This is a genomic window from Stenotrophomonas sp. Sm2128 (assembly GCF_030985535.1).
GTDB lineage: Bacteria > Pseudomonadota > Gammaproteobacteria > Xanthomonadales > Xanthomonadaceae > Stenotrophomonas > Stenotrophomonas maltophilia.
The window spans coordinates 1-15,652 of sequence record NZ_JAPTFQ010000097.1 but is presented as its reverse complement, the minus strand read 5'-3'; the positions used below and the strand labels follow the sequence as shown (position 1 = coordinate 15,652).

The following is a 15,652-nucleotide window of genomic DNA, read 5'->3' as shown; positions in this document are numbered from 1 at the left end:
GGGGGGGGGGGGGGGGGGGTGGGGGGCCCCCCGCCCCCACACCCACAAAAAACCACCCCCCCGCCGCCCCGCCCCCCCACGGCCGGGGCCGCCGCGCGTCAGCCCCGGCTCATGCCCCGTCGAAGCGGTACAGATCCATGGCAAGAAAGCCGGCATCGATGCCGGCATCGATGCGGCGTGCGCCGAAACCACCCTCGCCGGCCGCGCCCATTGCAAAGAACAGCGGCAGCAGGTGCTCGTCGGTCGGGTGCGCGCGTTCGGCGAACGGCGCCTGCCGGCGGTAATCCAGCAGGGCCTGGCGGTCATCAGCGGCCAGGCGCTGCTCCACCCATTCGATGAAGGGCCGCACGTACGGCGCTTCCTTGCCGTCCTGGTAGTCGCCCCAGTCGTGCAGGTTGTGGGTGATGCTGCCGGAGCCGACCAGCAGCACGCCCTGTTCGCGCAGCGGCGCCAGCGCACGGCCCAGCGCGAACTGATGCTCGGGGCCGAGCAGCGGCTGGATCGACACCGGCACCACCGGGATGTCCGCCTGAGGGCGCAACAGCCGCAGCGGTACCCACGCGCCGTGGTCGAGGCCACGCTGCGGGTCGATGGCCACTGGCAGGCCTGCGGCGGCGATGCGGCCGGCCACTTCTTCGGCCAGTGCCGGATCACCCGGTGCCGGGTACTGCAGTTCGAACAGCGCGCGCGGGAAGCCACCGAAGTCGTGGATGGTCGGCGGCTGTGGATGCGCGCCAACCAGCGGCTGCCGGCCCAGCCAGTGCGCCGAAGCCATCACGATGGCGCGCGGCGTCGGCAGATCGCGCGCCAGCTCGGCCAGGCGCACGCCAACCTGGCCCGGCTGCAGGGCAGTCATCGGCGAACCATGGGAGATGTACAGCGAAGGCAGGCGGGACATGGAATTCTCCAGTTGCAGGATCAGGCGGCGATCAGCGCGAACGCAGGGTCCACTTGCCATCGCCGAGCAGGAACAGCACCACCAGCGCCAATGCCCAGAACGCCGGGTATTCCCAGCCGCCGCCGGCATTGGCGAAACCGAAGCCGTTGGCGCCGTGCACGGTGACGATGGTGCCCAGCAGCAGCGGCACGCCGACCAGGCCCACCCAGCGTGCGTAGATGCCCAGCAGCAGCGCGACGGTGATCACCAGCTCGACGCCGATGGTGAGGTAGCCGAGCACACCGGGCAGGCCCAGAGACTCGAAGAACGCCGCCGTACCGGCCGGGGTGAACACCAGCAGCTTGGTCAGTGCGTGGACCAGGAACAGCACGCCCAGAGCCAGGCGCAGCAGGGTGGCGCCATACGGCGCCAGCGGCGAAACAGGAGCAGCGGTGGTGTGCATCGGAAAGCACCTTGAAGGGAGTGGACACAGGTTATTGCGCCTTCACGGGACGATAAATACGATCGTTTGACCGTATTTATTTCATAAGGCGCAACAATGGACACCCTGGAAGCGATGCGCGTGTTCGTGGCGGTGGTCGAGCGCAACGGCTTCAGTGCCGCCGCCCAGGCCCTGGACATGTCCACCGCCGGCGTCACGCGCCAGGTCGCGGCGCTGGAAAAGCGCCTGTCCACCCGCCTGCTCCACCGCACCACGCGCCGGGTCAGCCCGACCAGTGCCGGCGCCGCCTACTACGCCCAGTGCGTGCGCCTGCTGGCCGAATTCGACGCGCTGGAGGCCAGTATCGGCGCGCAGGCGCTGGAGCCTTCGGGCACGCTGCGCATCAACGCACCGGTGAGCTGGGGCATTGCCCGCCTCGGTCCGCTGCTGGCCAGTTATCGCCAGCGCTTCCCGCAGGTGGAGCTGGACCTGGCGCTGTCCGACCGACTGGTGGACATGGTCGAGGAAGGCTACGACGTGGCCATCCGCATCACCCGCGAGCCCGGTCCCACGCTGATCGCGCGCCGCCTGGGCGAATCGCGGGTGAGCCTGTGCGCCGCGCCGGCCTACCTGGCCGCACACGGCACGCCGCAGACCCCGCAGGAGCTGCAGGCACACGCATGCCTGAGCTACAGCTACTGGGCCGCCGGTGATCACTGGCCGCTGCAGGGACCCGGCGGTGAAGTGAAGGTGGCGGTAAGCAGCCTGCTGCACGCCAACAACGGCGACGTGCTGCGCGAAGCGGCGATCGCCGGCATGGGCGTGATCCTGCAGCCCGACTTCCTGCTGGAAGACGCACTGGCCGATGGCCGTCTGGTGCGCGTCCTGCCCGAGTGGGAAGCCGCGCCGATCGGCATCTTCGCGGTCTACACCAGCCGCAGCCACCTGGCACCGAAGGTGCGCAGCTTCATCGACCACCTGGTGGAGGCCGGGGTGTAGCCGAGCCTGGCGTTTGCGGTAGTGCCGGCCGCTGGCCGGCAATCAGACACCTCCCGGTCCTGGGCGAATGCCGGCCAGCGGCCGGCACTACCACTTAGGCGGCGACCTCATCCAGCGCGTCGATGATCCGTTCCAGCGGTGCCGGCCGTCCCAGCAGGTAGCCCTGCACCTGGTCACAGCCGTGCGCAGCCAGCCAGTCCAGCTGTCCCGGCGTCTCCACGCCTTCGGCGATGATGGTCAGGCCCATGCTGTGGCCCAGCGACAGCAGTGCGCGGCAGATCGAGGCGTTGCGTGGATTGGTTTCCACGTCCGCCACGAAGCTGCGGTCGATCTTCAGGATGTCCAGCGGCAGGTGCTGCAGGTAGGACATGCTGGAATAGCCGGTGCCGAAGTCATCCAGCGACACGCTGATGCCCTGCTCGTGCAGGCGCTGCATGGTCTGCATCGCCTGCCCCGGCTTGCGCATCAGGCTGCTCTCGGTCAGTTCCACATGCAGCGCACCCCGCGCCAACCCGAACTCCTGCTGGGCGCGGGTGAACTCGGCCACCAGGTCGCTGTTGAAGAACTGCACGGCCGAGACGTTGACCGCAATCGGCAGCTCGCCCCACCCGGCCTCGACCAACCGCCGCTGCGCCTTCGCTGCCGCTCGGATCACCCAGCGGCCAAGTGCCAGGATCAGCCCGGTGTCCTCGCACAACTGGATGAACTCATTGGGCGGAATGAAGCTGCCATCAGCCTGCGGCCAGCGCAGCAATGCCTCCAATGCCGCCGGGCTGCCATCGCTGGCATGCCGGATCGGCTGGAAGTACAGCTGGAACTCGTTGTCGATGGCCGCATGGATGCGCCCGGCCAGGCGCAACCGGTCGGCCAGCCGCGTGGTCACCGCTGCGTCGAACCAGACCACCACGTTGCCCTCGGCACGCGCCGCGTGCGCCGCCTGCGCGGCCATGCCGATCACCTGTTCGGCGCTGTGGCCGTCACCGGCCACATGCACCGCCACGCCGATGCGCGGCTCGAACTGGTGCAGTGAATCCTTGCCACGCATCGGCGCCGACACGATCTGCAGCAGGTCGTCCAGCACGCGCTGGGTATCGTGCTCCGAACCGATGGCGAACACGAAGTCCTCCGCCGGCTGGAACGCCAGCGTGCCGCAGCGTGCGCCCAACCCGCCCAGGCGGGTCGCCATCGACTGCAGCACGGCATCACCGATCTCACGGCCCAGCGTATCGGCCACCAGCTGCAGTCCGCGCAGTTGCACGAAGGCGATGGTATAGCCCTCGCCCTGCTCATCCAGCTGGTCGGTCAATGCACGCACGTTGAGCAGGCCGGTGGCCGGGTTGTGCCGTGCCTGGTAGGCCAGGTCGCGCTCGTAGGCCAGCCGTTCGCTCACATCCTCGGCCAGCACCAGGCACGCGGGCTGTCCGTCGAAATCGAGTTTGGACAGGTGTGCGCGCACCTCGAACACACTGCCGTCCTTGCGCCGGTGCAGGCGCACGGTTGCGTCGGGGGGATCGCCCACCTGCGCGCGCTGGATGGCACCACGCACCTCGTCCCAGCCTTCGCGCGGGCGGATGTCGAGGATGCTCATCGCCAGGAACTCCTCGCGGCTGTAGCCGTACTGGCGCACCGCCGCGTCATTGACCTCGATGAAGCGCAGCGTGTCCGGGTCGAACACCCAGAATGGCGCCGGGTTGCGGTCGAACAGCAGGCGGAAGCGGCGTTCCACTTCGCTCATCTGCTCGCGCGCCTGGTAGCGTTCGCTCAGGTCGGTCAACGCGCCGATCATGCGTCGTTCGCTGTCGGCCACCTCCACCCGCTGTCCGCGCGCGCCCACCCAGCGCACTTCACCACCGGGCAGCACCAGGCGGAACACCTGGTCGAGCACTGCGCCGCCGGCAAAGGCCTGGTCGAAAGCCTGCTGCAGGCGCGCGGCATCATCGCGATGCACGCGAGCGAAGAAGTCGGCTACCGGCAGCGCATCGGTCTGCACGCCGAAGATCTCGCGCGCCAGGGGGGACCAGCGCAGCAGCGCGGCGTCCTCATCCACGTACCACGTGCAGACACGCCCGACCTGATGGGCCAGACGCAGCTCGGCATGGCCCGCCTTCAGTTCCTCGGCCATCGCCTGCTGGCTGCGGGTACTGCGGCGCACCGCATACAGCAGCACCAGCAGCACCACGATGTAGGCCAGCACGATCGCCACCGATGCCTGCAGGTACGGCCACCAGGGTGCCAGCACGTCTTCATCGGCCAGGCCGATCTGCACCGCCAGCGGGCTGCGGTCGAGCGTACTGATGGTCGTGATGCGCGGCACACCATCGACCACGCCGGGCAGGCTGCCGAGCTCGACCACCGCCTGCTTGCCGAGCAGGTCACGCCGCGGCAGGTCGTAGCGGCGACCGACCGTGCCATGCGGATCGGGCACGCGCGCCAGCATGTAACCCTCGGCGTCGGTGATCGAGACCAGCCCGTTGGGACCAACATCCAGGCCGCCGGCGATGCGCTGCAGTTCACCACAGCGCAGCCGCGCCAACAGCCAGCGTTCACCGGCCATCGGCAGTGCCAGCGGCACCACCCAGTCGCCATCGCTGGCCCGCTGCGGCGGGCCGATGTACAGGGCACTGCCCTGCCCCCGGCGCAGCGGGTCGGTCCACAGCGGCAGCTGCAGGTCGCCGCGCCCGCCGGTCAGCGCGCGCCCGTGGCGGTCCAGCACCACGATGCTGTGCAGTTCAGCGTGGCGGCGCAGCACGCCACCGATGGCCGCATCCAGCAGTACCGGGGCCTGTGACGGCACGCTGCGGAACAACTCACCGGCATCGCCGGCGATGCCGGTCATCGCCCGCTCCAGATTGCGCAGTTCCAGCGCCAGCAGGCGCTCGCTCCCCACCGCCAGCGCACGGCTCTGCCGCTGCGCCGCCTCCAGGCGGCGGTGATGGTCGTTGGCCAGCATGGTGGCCAATCCGGCCACCAGCAACAGGCCCAGCAGCACGCCGCCCCAGGTGATGGCGCGCAACGGACGGGCCAACGCCCGCTTCAACGCGGGCATCGGTCGATCTTCCTTGTGCAGTCGGCTGGCTTCATGCGCGAACGAATCCTCCACATCCCCGACCTCAACGGCCGGCGGACGCCATTCTTGACGCCTGACCCCGTCCTGCATGGCCACCTCCCCGTGTCCGCGCAGGGCTCCAGGGCCCAGCATGCACCACCCCGGTGACGGCGTGAAGATCGCTTCGGCGCGTTCAGCCAGATCCTGCACAGGACCGGCCAGCCACAGGGACGGCCAGCCGGGCTGCGGCGGATTAGACTTGGGGTTTTCCGCTGCAAGAGAAGTCCATGTCCAAGCTGCGCCGTCCCACCCTGGCACTGGCCATCGTTGCCAGCCTGTCCCTGGCTGCCTGCGACCGTCCGGCCGATCCGGCCGCTGGCACCGCCAAACCCGCCGAGGCTGCACCCGCTGCCGCCAAGCCGATGCTGGGCAGCTTCGGCTTCGATGCCAGCGGCATGGACCGCAGCATCGCGGCCGGCGATGACTTCTTCGGCTTCGCCAACGGCACCTGGGTGAAGAACACCGAGATTCCGGCCGACCGTTCGCGTTTCGGCAGCTTCAACGTCATCGCTGAAAAGACCCTGGCCGACACCCGCGCCATCCTCGAGGGTGCGGCCGGCAATGCGCAGGCCAGCGGTGACGACAAGCTGATCGGCGACTACTACGCTGCCTACATGGACGAAGCCGGCATCGAGCAGCACGGCATCGCCCCGGTGCAGCCGCAGCTGAAGGCCATCGAGACCATCGCCGACAAGGCTGGCCTGGCACGTGCCCTCGGCGGCGACATGCGCGCCGACGTCGACCTGCTCAATGCCACCAACTTCTACACCGACCGCCTGTTCGGCCTGTGGGTCTCGGTCGACATGCTGCAGCCGGACCGCACCGCGCCGTACCTCGTGCAGGGCGGCCTGGGCATGCCCGACCGCGACTTCTACCTGGGCGGCGGCCGCATGGCCGAACTGCGCAAGCAGTACCAGGGCTACATCGCGCAGATGCTGCAGCTGGCCGGCGTGGCCGACCCGGCCGGCAAGGCACAGCGCATCCTTGCGCTGGAGACGAAGATCGCGCAGGCGCATGCCACCCAGGAAGAAACCAACGACGTGACCAAGGGTGCCAATCCGTGGACCCAGGCCGATTTCAACGCCAAGGCACCGGGCATGGACTGGAACGCCTTCCTTGATGCGGCCGCGCTGGGCGAGCAGCAGGACTTCATCGTGTGGCAGCCCAAGGCCGTGGCCGGCCTGTCCAGGCTGGTCGCCACCGAGCCGCTGGAGGTGTGGAAGGACTACCTGGCCTTCCACGCACTGGACCGTGCCGCCGCCTACCTGCCGAAGAAGTTCGCCGACGCCCGCTTCGCCTTCCATGGCACCGCGCTGAGCGGCACGCCGCAACAGAGCGACCGCTGGAAGCGCGCCGTGGATGATGCCAACCACGCTGTCGGCGAGGCCATCGGCAAGCGCTATGTCGAGAAGCACTTCGACGCCAGGACCAAGGAGCGTGCGGACGAAATGGCGAAGAACATCATCGCCGCCTTCGCCAAGCGCATTGACGCACTGTCGTGGATGTCGCCGCAGACCAAGGCGCATGCCAAGGCCAAGGTCGCCGGCCTGACCGTGGGGATGGGCTACCCGGAGAAGTGGCGTGATTACACCGGCCTGGAGATCCGCCGCGATGACGCGCTCGGCAACGCACAGCGCGCCGAGCTGTTCGAATACCAGCGCAACATCGCCAAGCTGGGCAAGCCGGTCGACCACAGCGAGTGGGCGATGCTGCCGCAGACCATCAATGCGATGAACGTGCCGCTGGAAAACCGCCTGGTGTTCCCGGCCGCGATCCTGCAGCCGCCGTTCTTCGACGGTGCCGCCGACGACGCGGTGAACTATGGTGCGATCGGCGCGGTGATCGGCCATGAGATCAGCCACGGCTTCGACAATGCCGGCGCGCTGTTCGACGAGACCGGCAAGCTGCACAACTGGTGGACCGCCGAGGACCTGAAGCAGTTCAACGCCGCCGGTGATGCGCTGGCCGCGCAGTTCAGCAGCTACGAGCCGTTCCCGGGCGTGCATGTGAACGGCAAGCTGACCCTGGGCGAGAACATCGCCGACGTGGCCGGCCTGGGCACTGCCTACGATGCCTACCAGCTTTCGCTGCAGGGCAAGCCGGGCCAGACCCTGGAAGGCTTCACGCCGGACCAGCGCTTCTTCCTCGGCTTCGCCCAGGCGTGGCGCAGCAAGAGCCGCGAGCAGGCGCTGCGCAACTCGCTGCTGACCGATGTGCATGCGCCAGGCCAGTTCCGCGCACTCACCGTGCGCAACATCGACGCCTGGTATCCGGCGTTCGAAGTAAAGGAAGGCCAGAAGCTGTACCTGGCCCCGGACAAGCGGGTCAAGGTGTGGTGATGTAACCGGAACGGGCGCCGCGAGGCGCCCGTTTCATTTCCCGGTAGCTGCCAACCTTGGTTGGCAAATGCCCCGCTCGGGTGGATGCCGACGTTGGTCGGCATATCTACAGATCTACAGGACTACAAGCCATCCACGCATGGCGTGGATCTACCGGCGCGTTGTGGCAATCACCAGCGTGGCGACCATGGCAAGCCCGGCCGCGACCCACAGATTCGCATGCAGGCCCACGCCATCCAGCAGCCGTCCACCGCCCCACGCGCCCATTGCGATGCCGATATTGAACACACCGACATACAGCGCGGTGGCGATCTCCACCGCGTGCGGCACTGCCTTCATCATCCAGCTCATCAGGCCGACCGACACGCCGCCATAGGCCAGGCCCCACAGCAACAGCACCACAATGCCGCCGGAGGGTGTGCCGCCCAGCCACAGGAACAACAACGGCGTCAGCAGCAGGCCGCAAGAGATCGCCAGCAGCATTCCGCGCGGATGACGAGCGGCCAGTGGTCCGGCGATGAAGTTGCCCGCGATGCCCGCCATGCCATAGGCGAACAGCAGCGCGCTGATCCAAGCGGCATCCACGCCCGATCGCAGGGTCAGCAACGGGCGCACATAGGTGAACGCAATGAAGTGACCCGCTACCAGCAGCAGCGTCAGGCATAGGCCGCGCTGCAGGCCACGGTGGCCGAGCAGCTGCACGAACTGCGCCGGGCGCACCGACGCCACCACCGGCAACGCGGGAACCACCCACAGATGCAGCAGCATCACCGCCGCACTGAACAGCGCCATCGCTGCGAACGCGAAGCGCCAGCCCAGGGCGTCGCCGATCAGTGCACCCAGCGGCACCCCCAGAACCGATGCTGCGGCCACGCCCCCGAAGATGATCGAGGTGGCCATGCCGATGCGATGCGCCGGCACCAAGCGTGCTGCCAGCCCACCAGCGATGGCCCAGATCCCGCCCATGCAGAACCCCACCAGCACGCGCGCGGCCAGCAGCCAGCCGATGCCCGGTGCCAGCGCCGAAGCAACGTTGGCGACCAGCAGCAGCCCCAGCAGCACGCACAGGATGCGACGACGATCGATGCCGCCGGCTGCGATCACCACCAGCGGTGCGAACAGGGCCGCCAGCAGGGCCGGCAGCGAGATCATCAGGCCGGCGGTGCCGGTGGACGCGCCGAGATCTTCGGCGACAGGGGTCAGCAGGCCCACCGGCAGCATTTCGGTGGTGACCACCGAGAAGATGGCGAGGCCAACCGCAGAAACCGCCCACCACGGATGGCGATGCACAGGCGCTGCATGCGCAGGCGATGAAGCGCTCACGGGATGATCCCTTCAGGGGAGGTGGATGCAGCAGACGGGCGCAAGGCACGTCGCGCGAGTACGGCCAACAGCAGCACGCCCCCGCCTGCCACCAGTGCAACGACAAAGCCGCTACGCACGCCCCCCGCATCGACGCTCTGCCCGGACAGCGCCGCGCCCAGCGCCACGCCGATGTTCAATCCGGCCAGCAGCCAGGTCATGCCCTCGGTCAGGCGCGATTCGGGCACGCGTTGTTCGACCAGCGACATCGCCACGATCATCGTCGGCGCGAAGAACACCCCGGCCAGCAGCACCGCCACGACCAGCCCGGGCAGGCTGCCGACCCACGGCAGCGGCAACGTGGTCAGTGCGGTGGCCACTGCGCCGGCCAGCAACAGGCGCCGCAACGGTGCCTGCAGCTTCAGTGCCCCGAACAGCAGGCCCGCCGCGCAGCTGCCCAGCGCATAGGCCGACAGCACCACGCTGGCGGCAAGCGGCTGCCCCCGCTGTTCGGCGAAGGCCACGCTGGTGATGTCGACCGTACCGACAATCACGCCCATCGCCAGCATCAGCAACGCCAGCAGGCGGATCTCCGTGTGCCGGAGCAGCGAGCCCGAGGGAGTTGCACCTTCGTGCTGCTGCAGCGGCGGCTCGGTGCCCCGCTGCAGCACCAATGCGGCGACGCCGACCACCAGCAACAGGGCGGCCGCCAGTACGCCGGCCTGTGGCCATACCGCCACCGACAGCCCCACTGACAACGGTGGACCGACGATGAAGGTCACCTCATCGAACACGGTTTCCAGCGAATACGCGGTCTGCAGCTGCGGGCGACCGCGATGGATCGCAGTCCAGCGTGCGCGCACCATTGCGGACACGCTGGGCATGCATCCAGCCAGCATGGCGGCGACGAAAAGCGCCCAGTCTGGCGCAGCCAGCAGCGTGCACGCGAGCAGCAGCAGCAACCCTGCCGCACTGGCCGCAGTAGCCCATGGCAGCACCCTGCCCTGCCCGCGCCGGTCGACCCAGCGCGATACCTGCGGCGACAGCAGCGCATAGGTCAGCACGAAGGTGGCAGACACCGCACCGGCCAAGGCATAGCTGCCGCGCAGCTGCGACAGCAGTGTGATGATGCCGATGCCGGTCATCGGCAGCGGCAGGCGGGCCAGCAGGCCGGCCAGGGCGAGGCCGGCGGTGCCAGGGGCGGCGAACAGGTCGCGGTAGGGGGTGGCCATCGGGATCTCCAAGGCAGCGGCTTGCCTGGCGCTACCGGCGCCACGACAATACATACAGAGCGTATGAATAAGAGCCTACATTCATACGCGTCGCATGTAAATAATCATGCACTGCGTATGTAAGGAGTTCCGGATGGTCCGTCGCACCCGCGCCGAGATGGAAGAAACCCGTGCCAGCCTGCTGGCCACCGCCCGCCGCGTGTTCAGCGAGCATGGCTATGCCGCCACCTCGATGGATGACCTGACCGCCCAGGCCGGCCTGACCCGGGGTGCGCTCTACCACCACTTCGGCGACAAGAAGGGCCTGCTGGCCGCGGTGGTCGCCCAGCTCGATGCCGAGACCGACCTGCGCCTGCAGGCGATCAGCGATGGCGCGGATGATGCCTGGGACGGTTTCGTACAGCGCTGCCGTGCCTATCTGGAGATGGCGCTGGAACCGGAGATCCAGCGCATCGTGCTGCGTGACGCGCGCGCGGTGTTGGGTGGCGCCTCACCGGAATCGCAGCGCCACTGCGTGCACTCGATGCAGCGCCTGATCGAACAGTTGATCGCGCAGGGCGTAGCGATGCCGGTGGATGCGCAGGCGCTGGCATCGCTGATCTACGGTAGCCTGGCCGAGGCCGCGTTCTGGATTGCAGAGGGCGAGGATGGCGACGCGCGCCTGCGGCAGGCGACGACGGCGCTGGAAATGCTGTTGCGTGGCTTGAAGTCGGCCGGGTGAGGCCCATCCACGCATGGCGTGGATCTACTGCGGCATCCGCTCTGGTGGAGGCCAACCTTGGTTGGCCCTTCTGCGGCATCGCGCGCAACGCGTGCCAACCAGAACCATGGCATCAGTAGATCCACGCCATGCGTGGATGAAGCTTTATCGCGCAGCGCGTGCCAACCAAGGTTGGCACCTACCGGGGAACGGTGGGCCACTCGCGCAGCACCGACACCGGCACGCCCATGCGCGCACAGGCGCGGCTGGCGAGGCCATCGGGCAGCGCACGGCGGAACAGCGGCGCCATGCCCTGCATCAGCTTCGCTGAAGCGGCCGCCTGCGCACGCTGGCGGCCGCTGCGTTCAAGCATGCCTTCGGCCCAGTCCGGCAGCAGTGCCGCACCGGCGCCAAGGAATACCTCGCGCGACAGCCCCGGCACCGGTACCGGCAGGCGCACGCCGGACAACACCTCCAGCACTTCACGCGAGCGCTCGTCCACACGCAGCTCCGGTTGCCGCGCGCAGAAGTACGCTGCCACCTCGGCTTCACTGCGCGGCACATCCACCGCACCCAGTGCTTCGGCCACGTGGCGGTACTCGTCGTAGTAGCGGTCGGCGATGTGCGCCGGCACCTCGCGCCCGTAGCGACGAAAGCCCTGCAGGAAACCAAACGCCTCAGTCACGTGCACCCATGTCAGCAGTTGTGGATCGTCCGCCGCGTAGGGCTCGCCCTGCGCGGTCTGGCCGCGGATCAGTGCATGGATGCGGCGCACCTTGGCCACCAGCGCCTCTACCTCCCCGCTGGGTGCATAGCTGGTACCGGCGACAAACGCGGTGGTGCGACGCAGGCGACCCACCAGGTCCTGACGGAAATTGGAGTGGTCGTAGACCCCGGCCAGCGCGCGCGGATGCAGGGTCTGCAGCATCAGCGCACACAGGCCCCCGGCCAGCATCGAGGGGAACTCCGCGTGCAGGCGCCAGGTCACGCTGTCAGGTCCAAACCAGCCCGGGTCACCCAGCGGCTGGTCGTAATCGATGCCGCTCTGGCCACGCGGGAAGGCCTCCAGTACCCAGCGCCGGATCGGCGCGGTGACGGGGCGGGAGAGTCGCTGCAGCAGAGCCGGCATCACAGGTCCAGGAAAAGCGAAAGAGTGGCCGCGAGTTGCGCGGTCGGCCCCGATTCTGGGCGATCACGACGCCGGCGGCGAGTCTTCGCACTCAGCCACGGTTTCATGTGCGGCCGCAGCACATTTCACCCTGCGACATCCTGTCGCAGGCTCCGGCCTCGATGCTGCGATGCAGCAACATTCACCGATTCAGAGAAGGCCCTTACGCGGCATGGCATTGCGCCCATTGCACGGCTCGCTGGAAGTGCTAGAACTGGACTCGCCACACCGTCCAATGCTGATCGACGCACGTTCCACAAGGAGCCAGCCATGATTGCTTTGTTCAAGGGTTTGGGAATTCTGCTTCGCGACAACGAGCTCTACAGCAGCCCGTTCGATAAACAGGTTGCGCATTGGCGCAATCTCAGCGAGCAGCAGATCCGCGATGAAGTAGCCGTGCTGGCGCAGGCCAAGTGCCAATGGCTGATCGCCTCGATCGTCGGCTGGCAGGCAGCCTCGCTGCTGATTCTTGGCCTGATCGCCAACTACCTGTGGCGTGACGACTTCCATATCACGTTCACCCGCGTGGTAGTCGTGTTCGGCTCGTGGGTCTCGATCCTGTTCGTGATCTGGTTCATGGCCAACATGTTCGATCAGCAGGCCGGTTTCGAGCGCTGGATGAAGGCGTTCAACAGTCGCGCACGCATCAGCTCCAAGGCCGACAGCGTCGAGCACGTGGCCGAGGCCCTGGAACTGGCGGAGCATTACCCGGAAGTGCTCGATTACAAGCAGGCGGTCACCGCCAAGCGCGAGCTGCGCCACGAGGACATCCGCATCATGACCGAGATCGGGCGCATGAAGCAGCACTCCGAACTGGTCGGCCGCCTCAACCACGTGGGCGAGAACGAGCACCACCACGACCTGACACTGCAGCCTGCCTACTGACCCTTCAGGGAAGCGGGGGGACCCACAATGCCACCGTGATCACTCACGGTGGCATTGTTCTTTCCGATCCTCGCTGACGCACTGGGCGAAGCCCTTCGGCAGGTCCCTGAACTCCTGGGTGGTGCCGACCGCCAACGCAAACGACCGTATCGGCGCTTTCGCACACGCGGCGTCAGGACGACAGGCCGGGTCCAGCAGCAGGTAATGGCACTGACCGCTGCGGCTGGCCATGCACTCAAAACGCGCCACGCCGTCCACTATCGTGCGCTTGCTGTACAGCGTGTCCACGCCATTGGCAGTGGTGCGGGTGATCGCGGTTTCGGTGGACTTCTGGCAACCGGCAAGCGCCAGTGCAGCGAGGCCTGCAAGCAGGAAAGGACGCATGCAATGCTCCTGGTAGCGGAAAGGTGCGGTGCGGCTACATGCCGCGGAACAGGCTCATGAATGGTTGGCTGACCACCAGTGTTTCCGTCCGACCCCGCAGCCGCAGCACGCCGCGCCCGGTATCGTCGCGGCTGACCGCCGCCACCGCCTTCATGTTGACGATGGTCGAGCGGTGGATCTGGCGGAAGTGCTGCGGGTCGAGTACTTCCAGCAGTTCGCGCAATGGTGTGCGCAACAGGCTCTCGCCGGCAGCGGTGACCACGGTGGTGTACTTGTTGTCGGCACGGAAGTAGGCGACATCTTCCAGCATGATCAGCTGCGTCTCGCGGCCGTTGCTGGCGGTGATCCAGGCCAGCGGCGGGCGCTCGGCAGCACCCTGCGATGGACCCAGCCGCTGCAGCAGGCGTTCAAGCACGGCGTCATCCTGGCGCGTCGATGGCAGCCGCGACAGGATGCGCTCACGCGTCGCCAGCAGGCGTTCGTCACTGACCGGCTTCAGCAGGTAATCCATCGCGCCCTGCTCGAACGCGTCGATGGCGTACTGGTCATAGGCGGTGACGAACACCACCTGGGTGCGCGGGCTCAGCTCGGACAGCGAGCGCGCAACTTCGATGCCACTGATGCCGGGCATGCGGATGTCGAGGAACGCGATGTCCGGCTGCGTCTCGGCCAGCTGCTCCAGCGCACTGGCGCCGTCCTCGCACTCGGCCACCAGCTTCAGCTCCGGCCACAACCGGTGCAGCTGTTCCACCAGTGACTGCCGCAGCAGTTCCTCGTCTTCGGCAATGAGGGCTTCAAGCGGCATGGCTGCGCTCCTTGTGTGTCTGCGGCAAGGTCATGGTCGCGGCCACACCGCTGGGGAAGTTGGCAACGATCGCCACGCCGGCCTGCTCGCCACAGGTCAGGCGCAGGCGTTCGCGCAGGTTCTTCAGGCCGATGCCGGTGCCGCTGGTGCCCTGGCCGAAGCCGAGCCCGTCGTCGGCGACGGTCACGGTCACATGGTCATCGAAGCCACGCGCCAGGATCCAGATCGTGCCACCGCCGGGCTTGGGTTCCAGGCCGTGCTTGATCGCGTTCTCCACCAGCGTCTGCAGTGCCATCGCCGGCAGGTGCACGCCATGCAGCTCATTCGGTACCTGCACTTCCACCGCCAACCGTGCGCCCATGCGGATACGCAGGATCTCCAGGTAGGCGCGCGTGCGTTCCAGCTCCACGCCCAGTGTCGACACCGACTCGTCCACCTGCGGCAACGAGCTGCGCAGGTACTGGATAAGGTGGCCGAGCATCTGCTCGGCACGTGCCGGGTCGGTGCGGGTCAACACCTGCGCATTGGCCAGCGTGTTGTACAGGAAGTGCGGCTCCACCTGCGCATGCAGCAGGTTCAAGCGCGCGACCGACAGTTCCTTTTCCACCTGGGTCTGTTCGGCGGCGGCCTGCTCATCGCGGCGCTGGTCGGCCACGCGGCGGCTGATCGCGCGGGTGACCGCTTCGGCGTTCTCGAAGTTGCTGCCCTCATCCAGCGCCAGCAGATCGGCCCACCAGCCGGCATCCGGTTCGAACAGCAGAGTGACGGTACTGGTGCCCTGCCCCGGCGTGACCGTCGCCAGCACGCTGTTGCGCTTGATCGCCAGCCGCGCCGGCAGGTTCCAGCGCGAGGGCTGGCGGCCATTCCAGAGGTCGACCCGGCGCACGTAGGCGCGCACCTGCAGGCTGCCGGCCGAGCTTTCCACATCTTCCACGCGCGGAAGTTCGGCAATCGCCGCTTCCACCACGGCATAGGCCTGGCCGGCATCCATCGGCAGTTCCACCTGGCGGCGCTGGCGCCCGGACAACGTGGTCGAATCCAATCGGCCGGCCACCAGCCAGACCCGGCGCACATGGGTGATCGCGCTGCCCAGCGCGGAGATCATCAGGAACATCGCCAGCAGGCCGAACACCCAGCCCGGGCCATCGTTCATGCCGCTGAAGATGCCGCTCCAGACCATGCCGGCGACAACCAGCGCGGCGGCCCAGGCCAGCAGGTGGCGGATCAGGAGAGAGAGGCTGGCGAACACGGCGGCGCCTTGGAGGAAGGGGGTGAGCCGAGCATAGGGCGGCCCGCCGGGCAAACAAGCGGGCTGCGACGAAGGCCGGAAAAGTGGGGATGGAAAGCCATCTGGTAGTGCCGGCCGCTGGCCGGCTCCCCACCATCTCCGCATGCATCACAGGGATGCCGGCC

The 15,652-nt window shown here is 67.8% G+C and carries 13 protein-coding genes; 4 read left to right on the top strand and 9 right to left on the bottom strand.

The window, feature by feature from the left end:
• Window positions 1-109: 109 nt before the first annotated feature.
• Window positions 110-898 (bottom strand): class III extradiol ring-cleavage dioxygenase, encoded by a 789-nt coding sequence (locus tag O0K41_RS20095; RefSeq protein WP_005407908.1) that lies wholly within the window; start codon window positions 896-898, stop codon window positions 110-112.
• Between the two features lie 31 nt (window positions 899-929).
• Window positions 930-1,340: a DoxX family protein gene (locus tag O0K41_RS20090; protein WP_005412120.1), complete on the bottom strand. Its 411-nt coding sequence runs from the start codon at window positions 1,338-1,340 to the stop codon at window positions 930-932.
• A gap of 96 nt (window positions 1,341-1,436) precedes the next feature.
• Here O0K41_RS20090 and O0K41_RS20085 point away from each other — a divergent pair, with 96 nt between their 5' ends.
• Window positions 1,437-2,318: a LysR family transcriptional regulator gene (locus tag O0K41_RS20085; RefSeq protein WP_005412119.1), complete on the top strand. Its 882-nt coding sequence runs from the start codon at window positions 1,437-1,439 to the stop codon at window positions 2,316-2,318.
• Between the two features lie 94 nt (window positions 2,319-2,412).
• Here O0K41_RS20085 and O0K41_RS20080 read toward each other — a convergent pair whose 3' ends face one another.
• Complete coding sequence (locus tag O0K41_RS20080; protein WP_049449774.1) at window positions 2,413-5,475, bottom strand: EAL domain-containing protein; 3,063 nt, start codon at window positions 5,473-5,475, stop codon at window positions 2,413-2,415.
• 176 nt (window positions 5,476-5,651) lie between these two features.
• Here O0K41_RS20080 and O0K41_RS20075 point away from each other — a divergent pair, with 176 nt between their 5' ends.
• Window positions 5,652-7,763: a M13 family metallopeptidase gene (locus tag O0K41_RS20075; RefSeq protein ID WP_088435535.1), complete on the top strand. Its 2,112-nt coding sequence runs from the start codon at window positions 5,652-5,654 to the stop codon at window positions 7,761-7,763.
• A 150-nt stretch (window positions 7,764-7,913) separates the two neighbouring features.
• Here O0K41_RS20075 and O0K41_RS20070 read toward each other — a convergent pair whose 3' ends face one another.
• The gene (locus O0K41_RS20070) at window positions 7,914-9,086 is read right to left on the bottom strand and encodes an MFS transporter (RefSeq protein WP_164222947.1); all 1,173 of its coding nucleotides are present in this window, start codon (window positions 9,084-9,086) and stop codon (window positions 7,914-7,916) included.
• A complete protein-coding gene (locus O0K41_RS20065) occupies window positions 9,083-10,297 on the bottom strand; it encodes an MFS transporter (protein WP_099604741.1) in 1,215 nt (404 codons plus the stop codon). Before O0K41_RS20065 ends, O0K41_RS20070 begins: the two co-directional genes overlap by 4 nt.
• A gap of 133 nt (window positions 10,298-10,430) precedes the next feature.
• Here O0K41_RS20065 and O0K41_RS20060 point away from each other — a divergent pair, with 133 nt between their 5' ends.
• Window positions 10,431-11,018 (top strand): TetR family transcriptional regulator, encoded by a 588-nt coding sequence (locus O0K41_RS20060; protein ID WP_005407901.1) that lies wholly within the window; start codon window positions 10,431-10,433, stop codon window positions 11,016-11,018.
• A gap of 178 nt (window positions 11,019-11,196) precedes the next feature.
• Here O0K41_RS20060 and O0K41_RS20055 read toward each other — a convergent pair whose 3' ends face one another.
• Window positions 11,197-12,126 (bottom strand): oxygenase MpaB family protein, encoded by a 930-nt coding sequence (locus tag O0K41_RS20055; protein ID WP_049449779.1) that lies wholly within the window; start codon window positions 12,124-12,126, stop codon window positions 11,197-11,199.
• A 309-nt stretch (window positions 12,127-12,435) separates the two neighbouring features.
• On the opposite strand from O0K41_RS20055, the gene O0K41_RS20050 reads away from it, so the two are divergent.
• Window positions 12,436-13,050, top strand: coding sequence for a hypothetical protein (locus tag O0K41_RS20050; protein WP_005407899.1), 615 nt, complete (start codon window positions 12,436-12,438; stop codon window positions 13,048-13,050).
• A 39-nt stretch (window positions 13,051-13,089) separates the two neighbouring features.
• On the opposite strand, the gene O0K41_RS20045 is transcribed toward O0K41_RS20050, so the two are convergent.
• Genes O0K41_RS20045 through O0K41_RS20035 form a run of 3 tightly spaced genes read right to left on the bottom strand, consistent with a single transcriptional unit; the run spans window position 13,090 to window position 15,488 of the window.
• A complete protein-coding gene (locus O0K41_RS20045) occupies window positions 13,090-13,434 on the bottom strand; it encodes a hypothetical protein (RefSeq protein WP_049449780.1) in 345 nt (114 codons plus the stop codon).
• A 34-nt stretch (window positions 13,435-13,468) separates the two neighbouring features.
• Window positions 13,469-14,239, bottom strand: a complete 771-nt coding sequence (locus O0K41_RS20040; protein WP_049449781.1) for a LytTR family DNA-binding domain-containing protein — start codon at window positions 14,237-14,239, stop codon at window positions 13,469-13,471.
• A complete protein-coding gene (locus tag O0K41_RS20035; protein WP_005407896.1) occupies window positions 14,229-15,488 on the bottom strand; it encodes a histidine kinase in 1,260 nt (419 codons plus the stop codon). The genes O0K41_RS20040 and O0K41_RS20035 overlap by 11 nt, the downstream gene beginning before the upstream one ends.
• Window positions 15,489-15,652 lie beyond the last annotated feature (164 nt).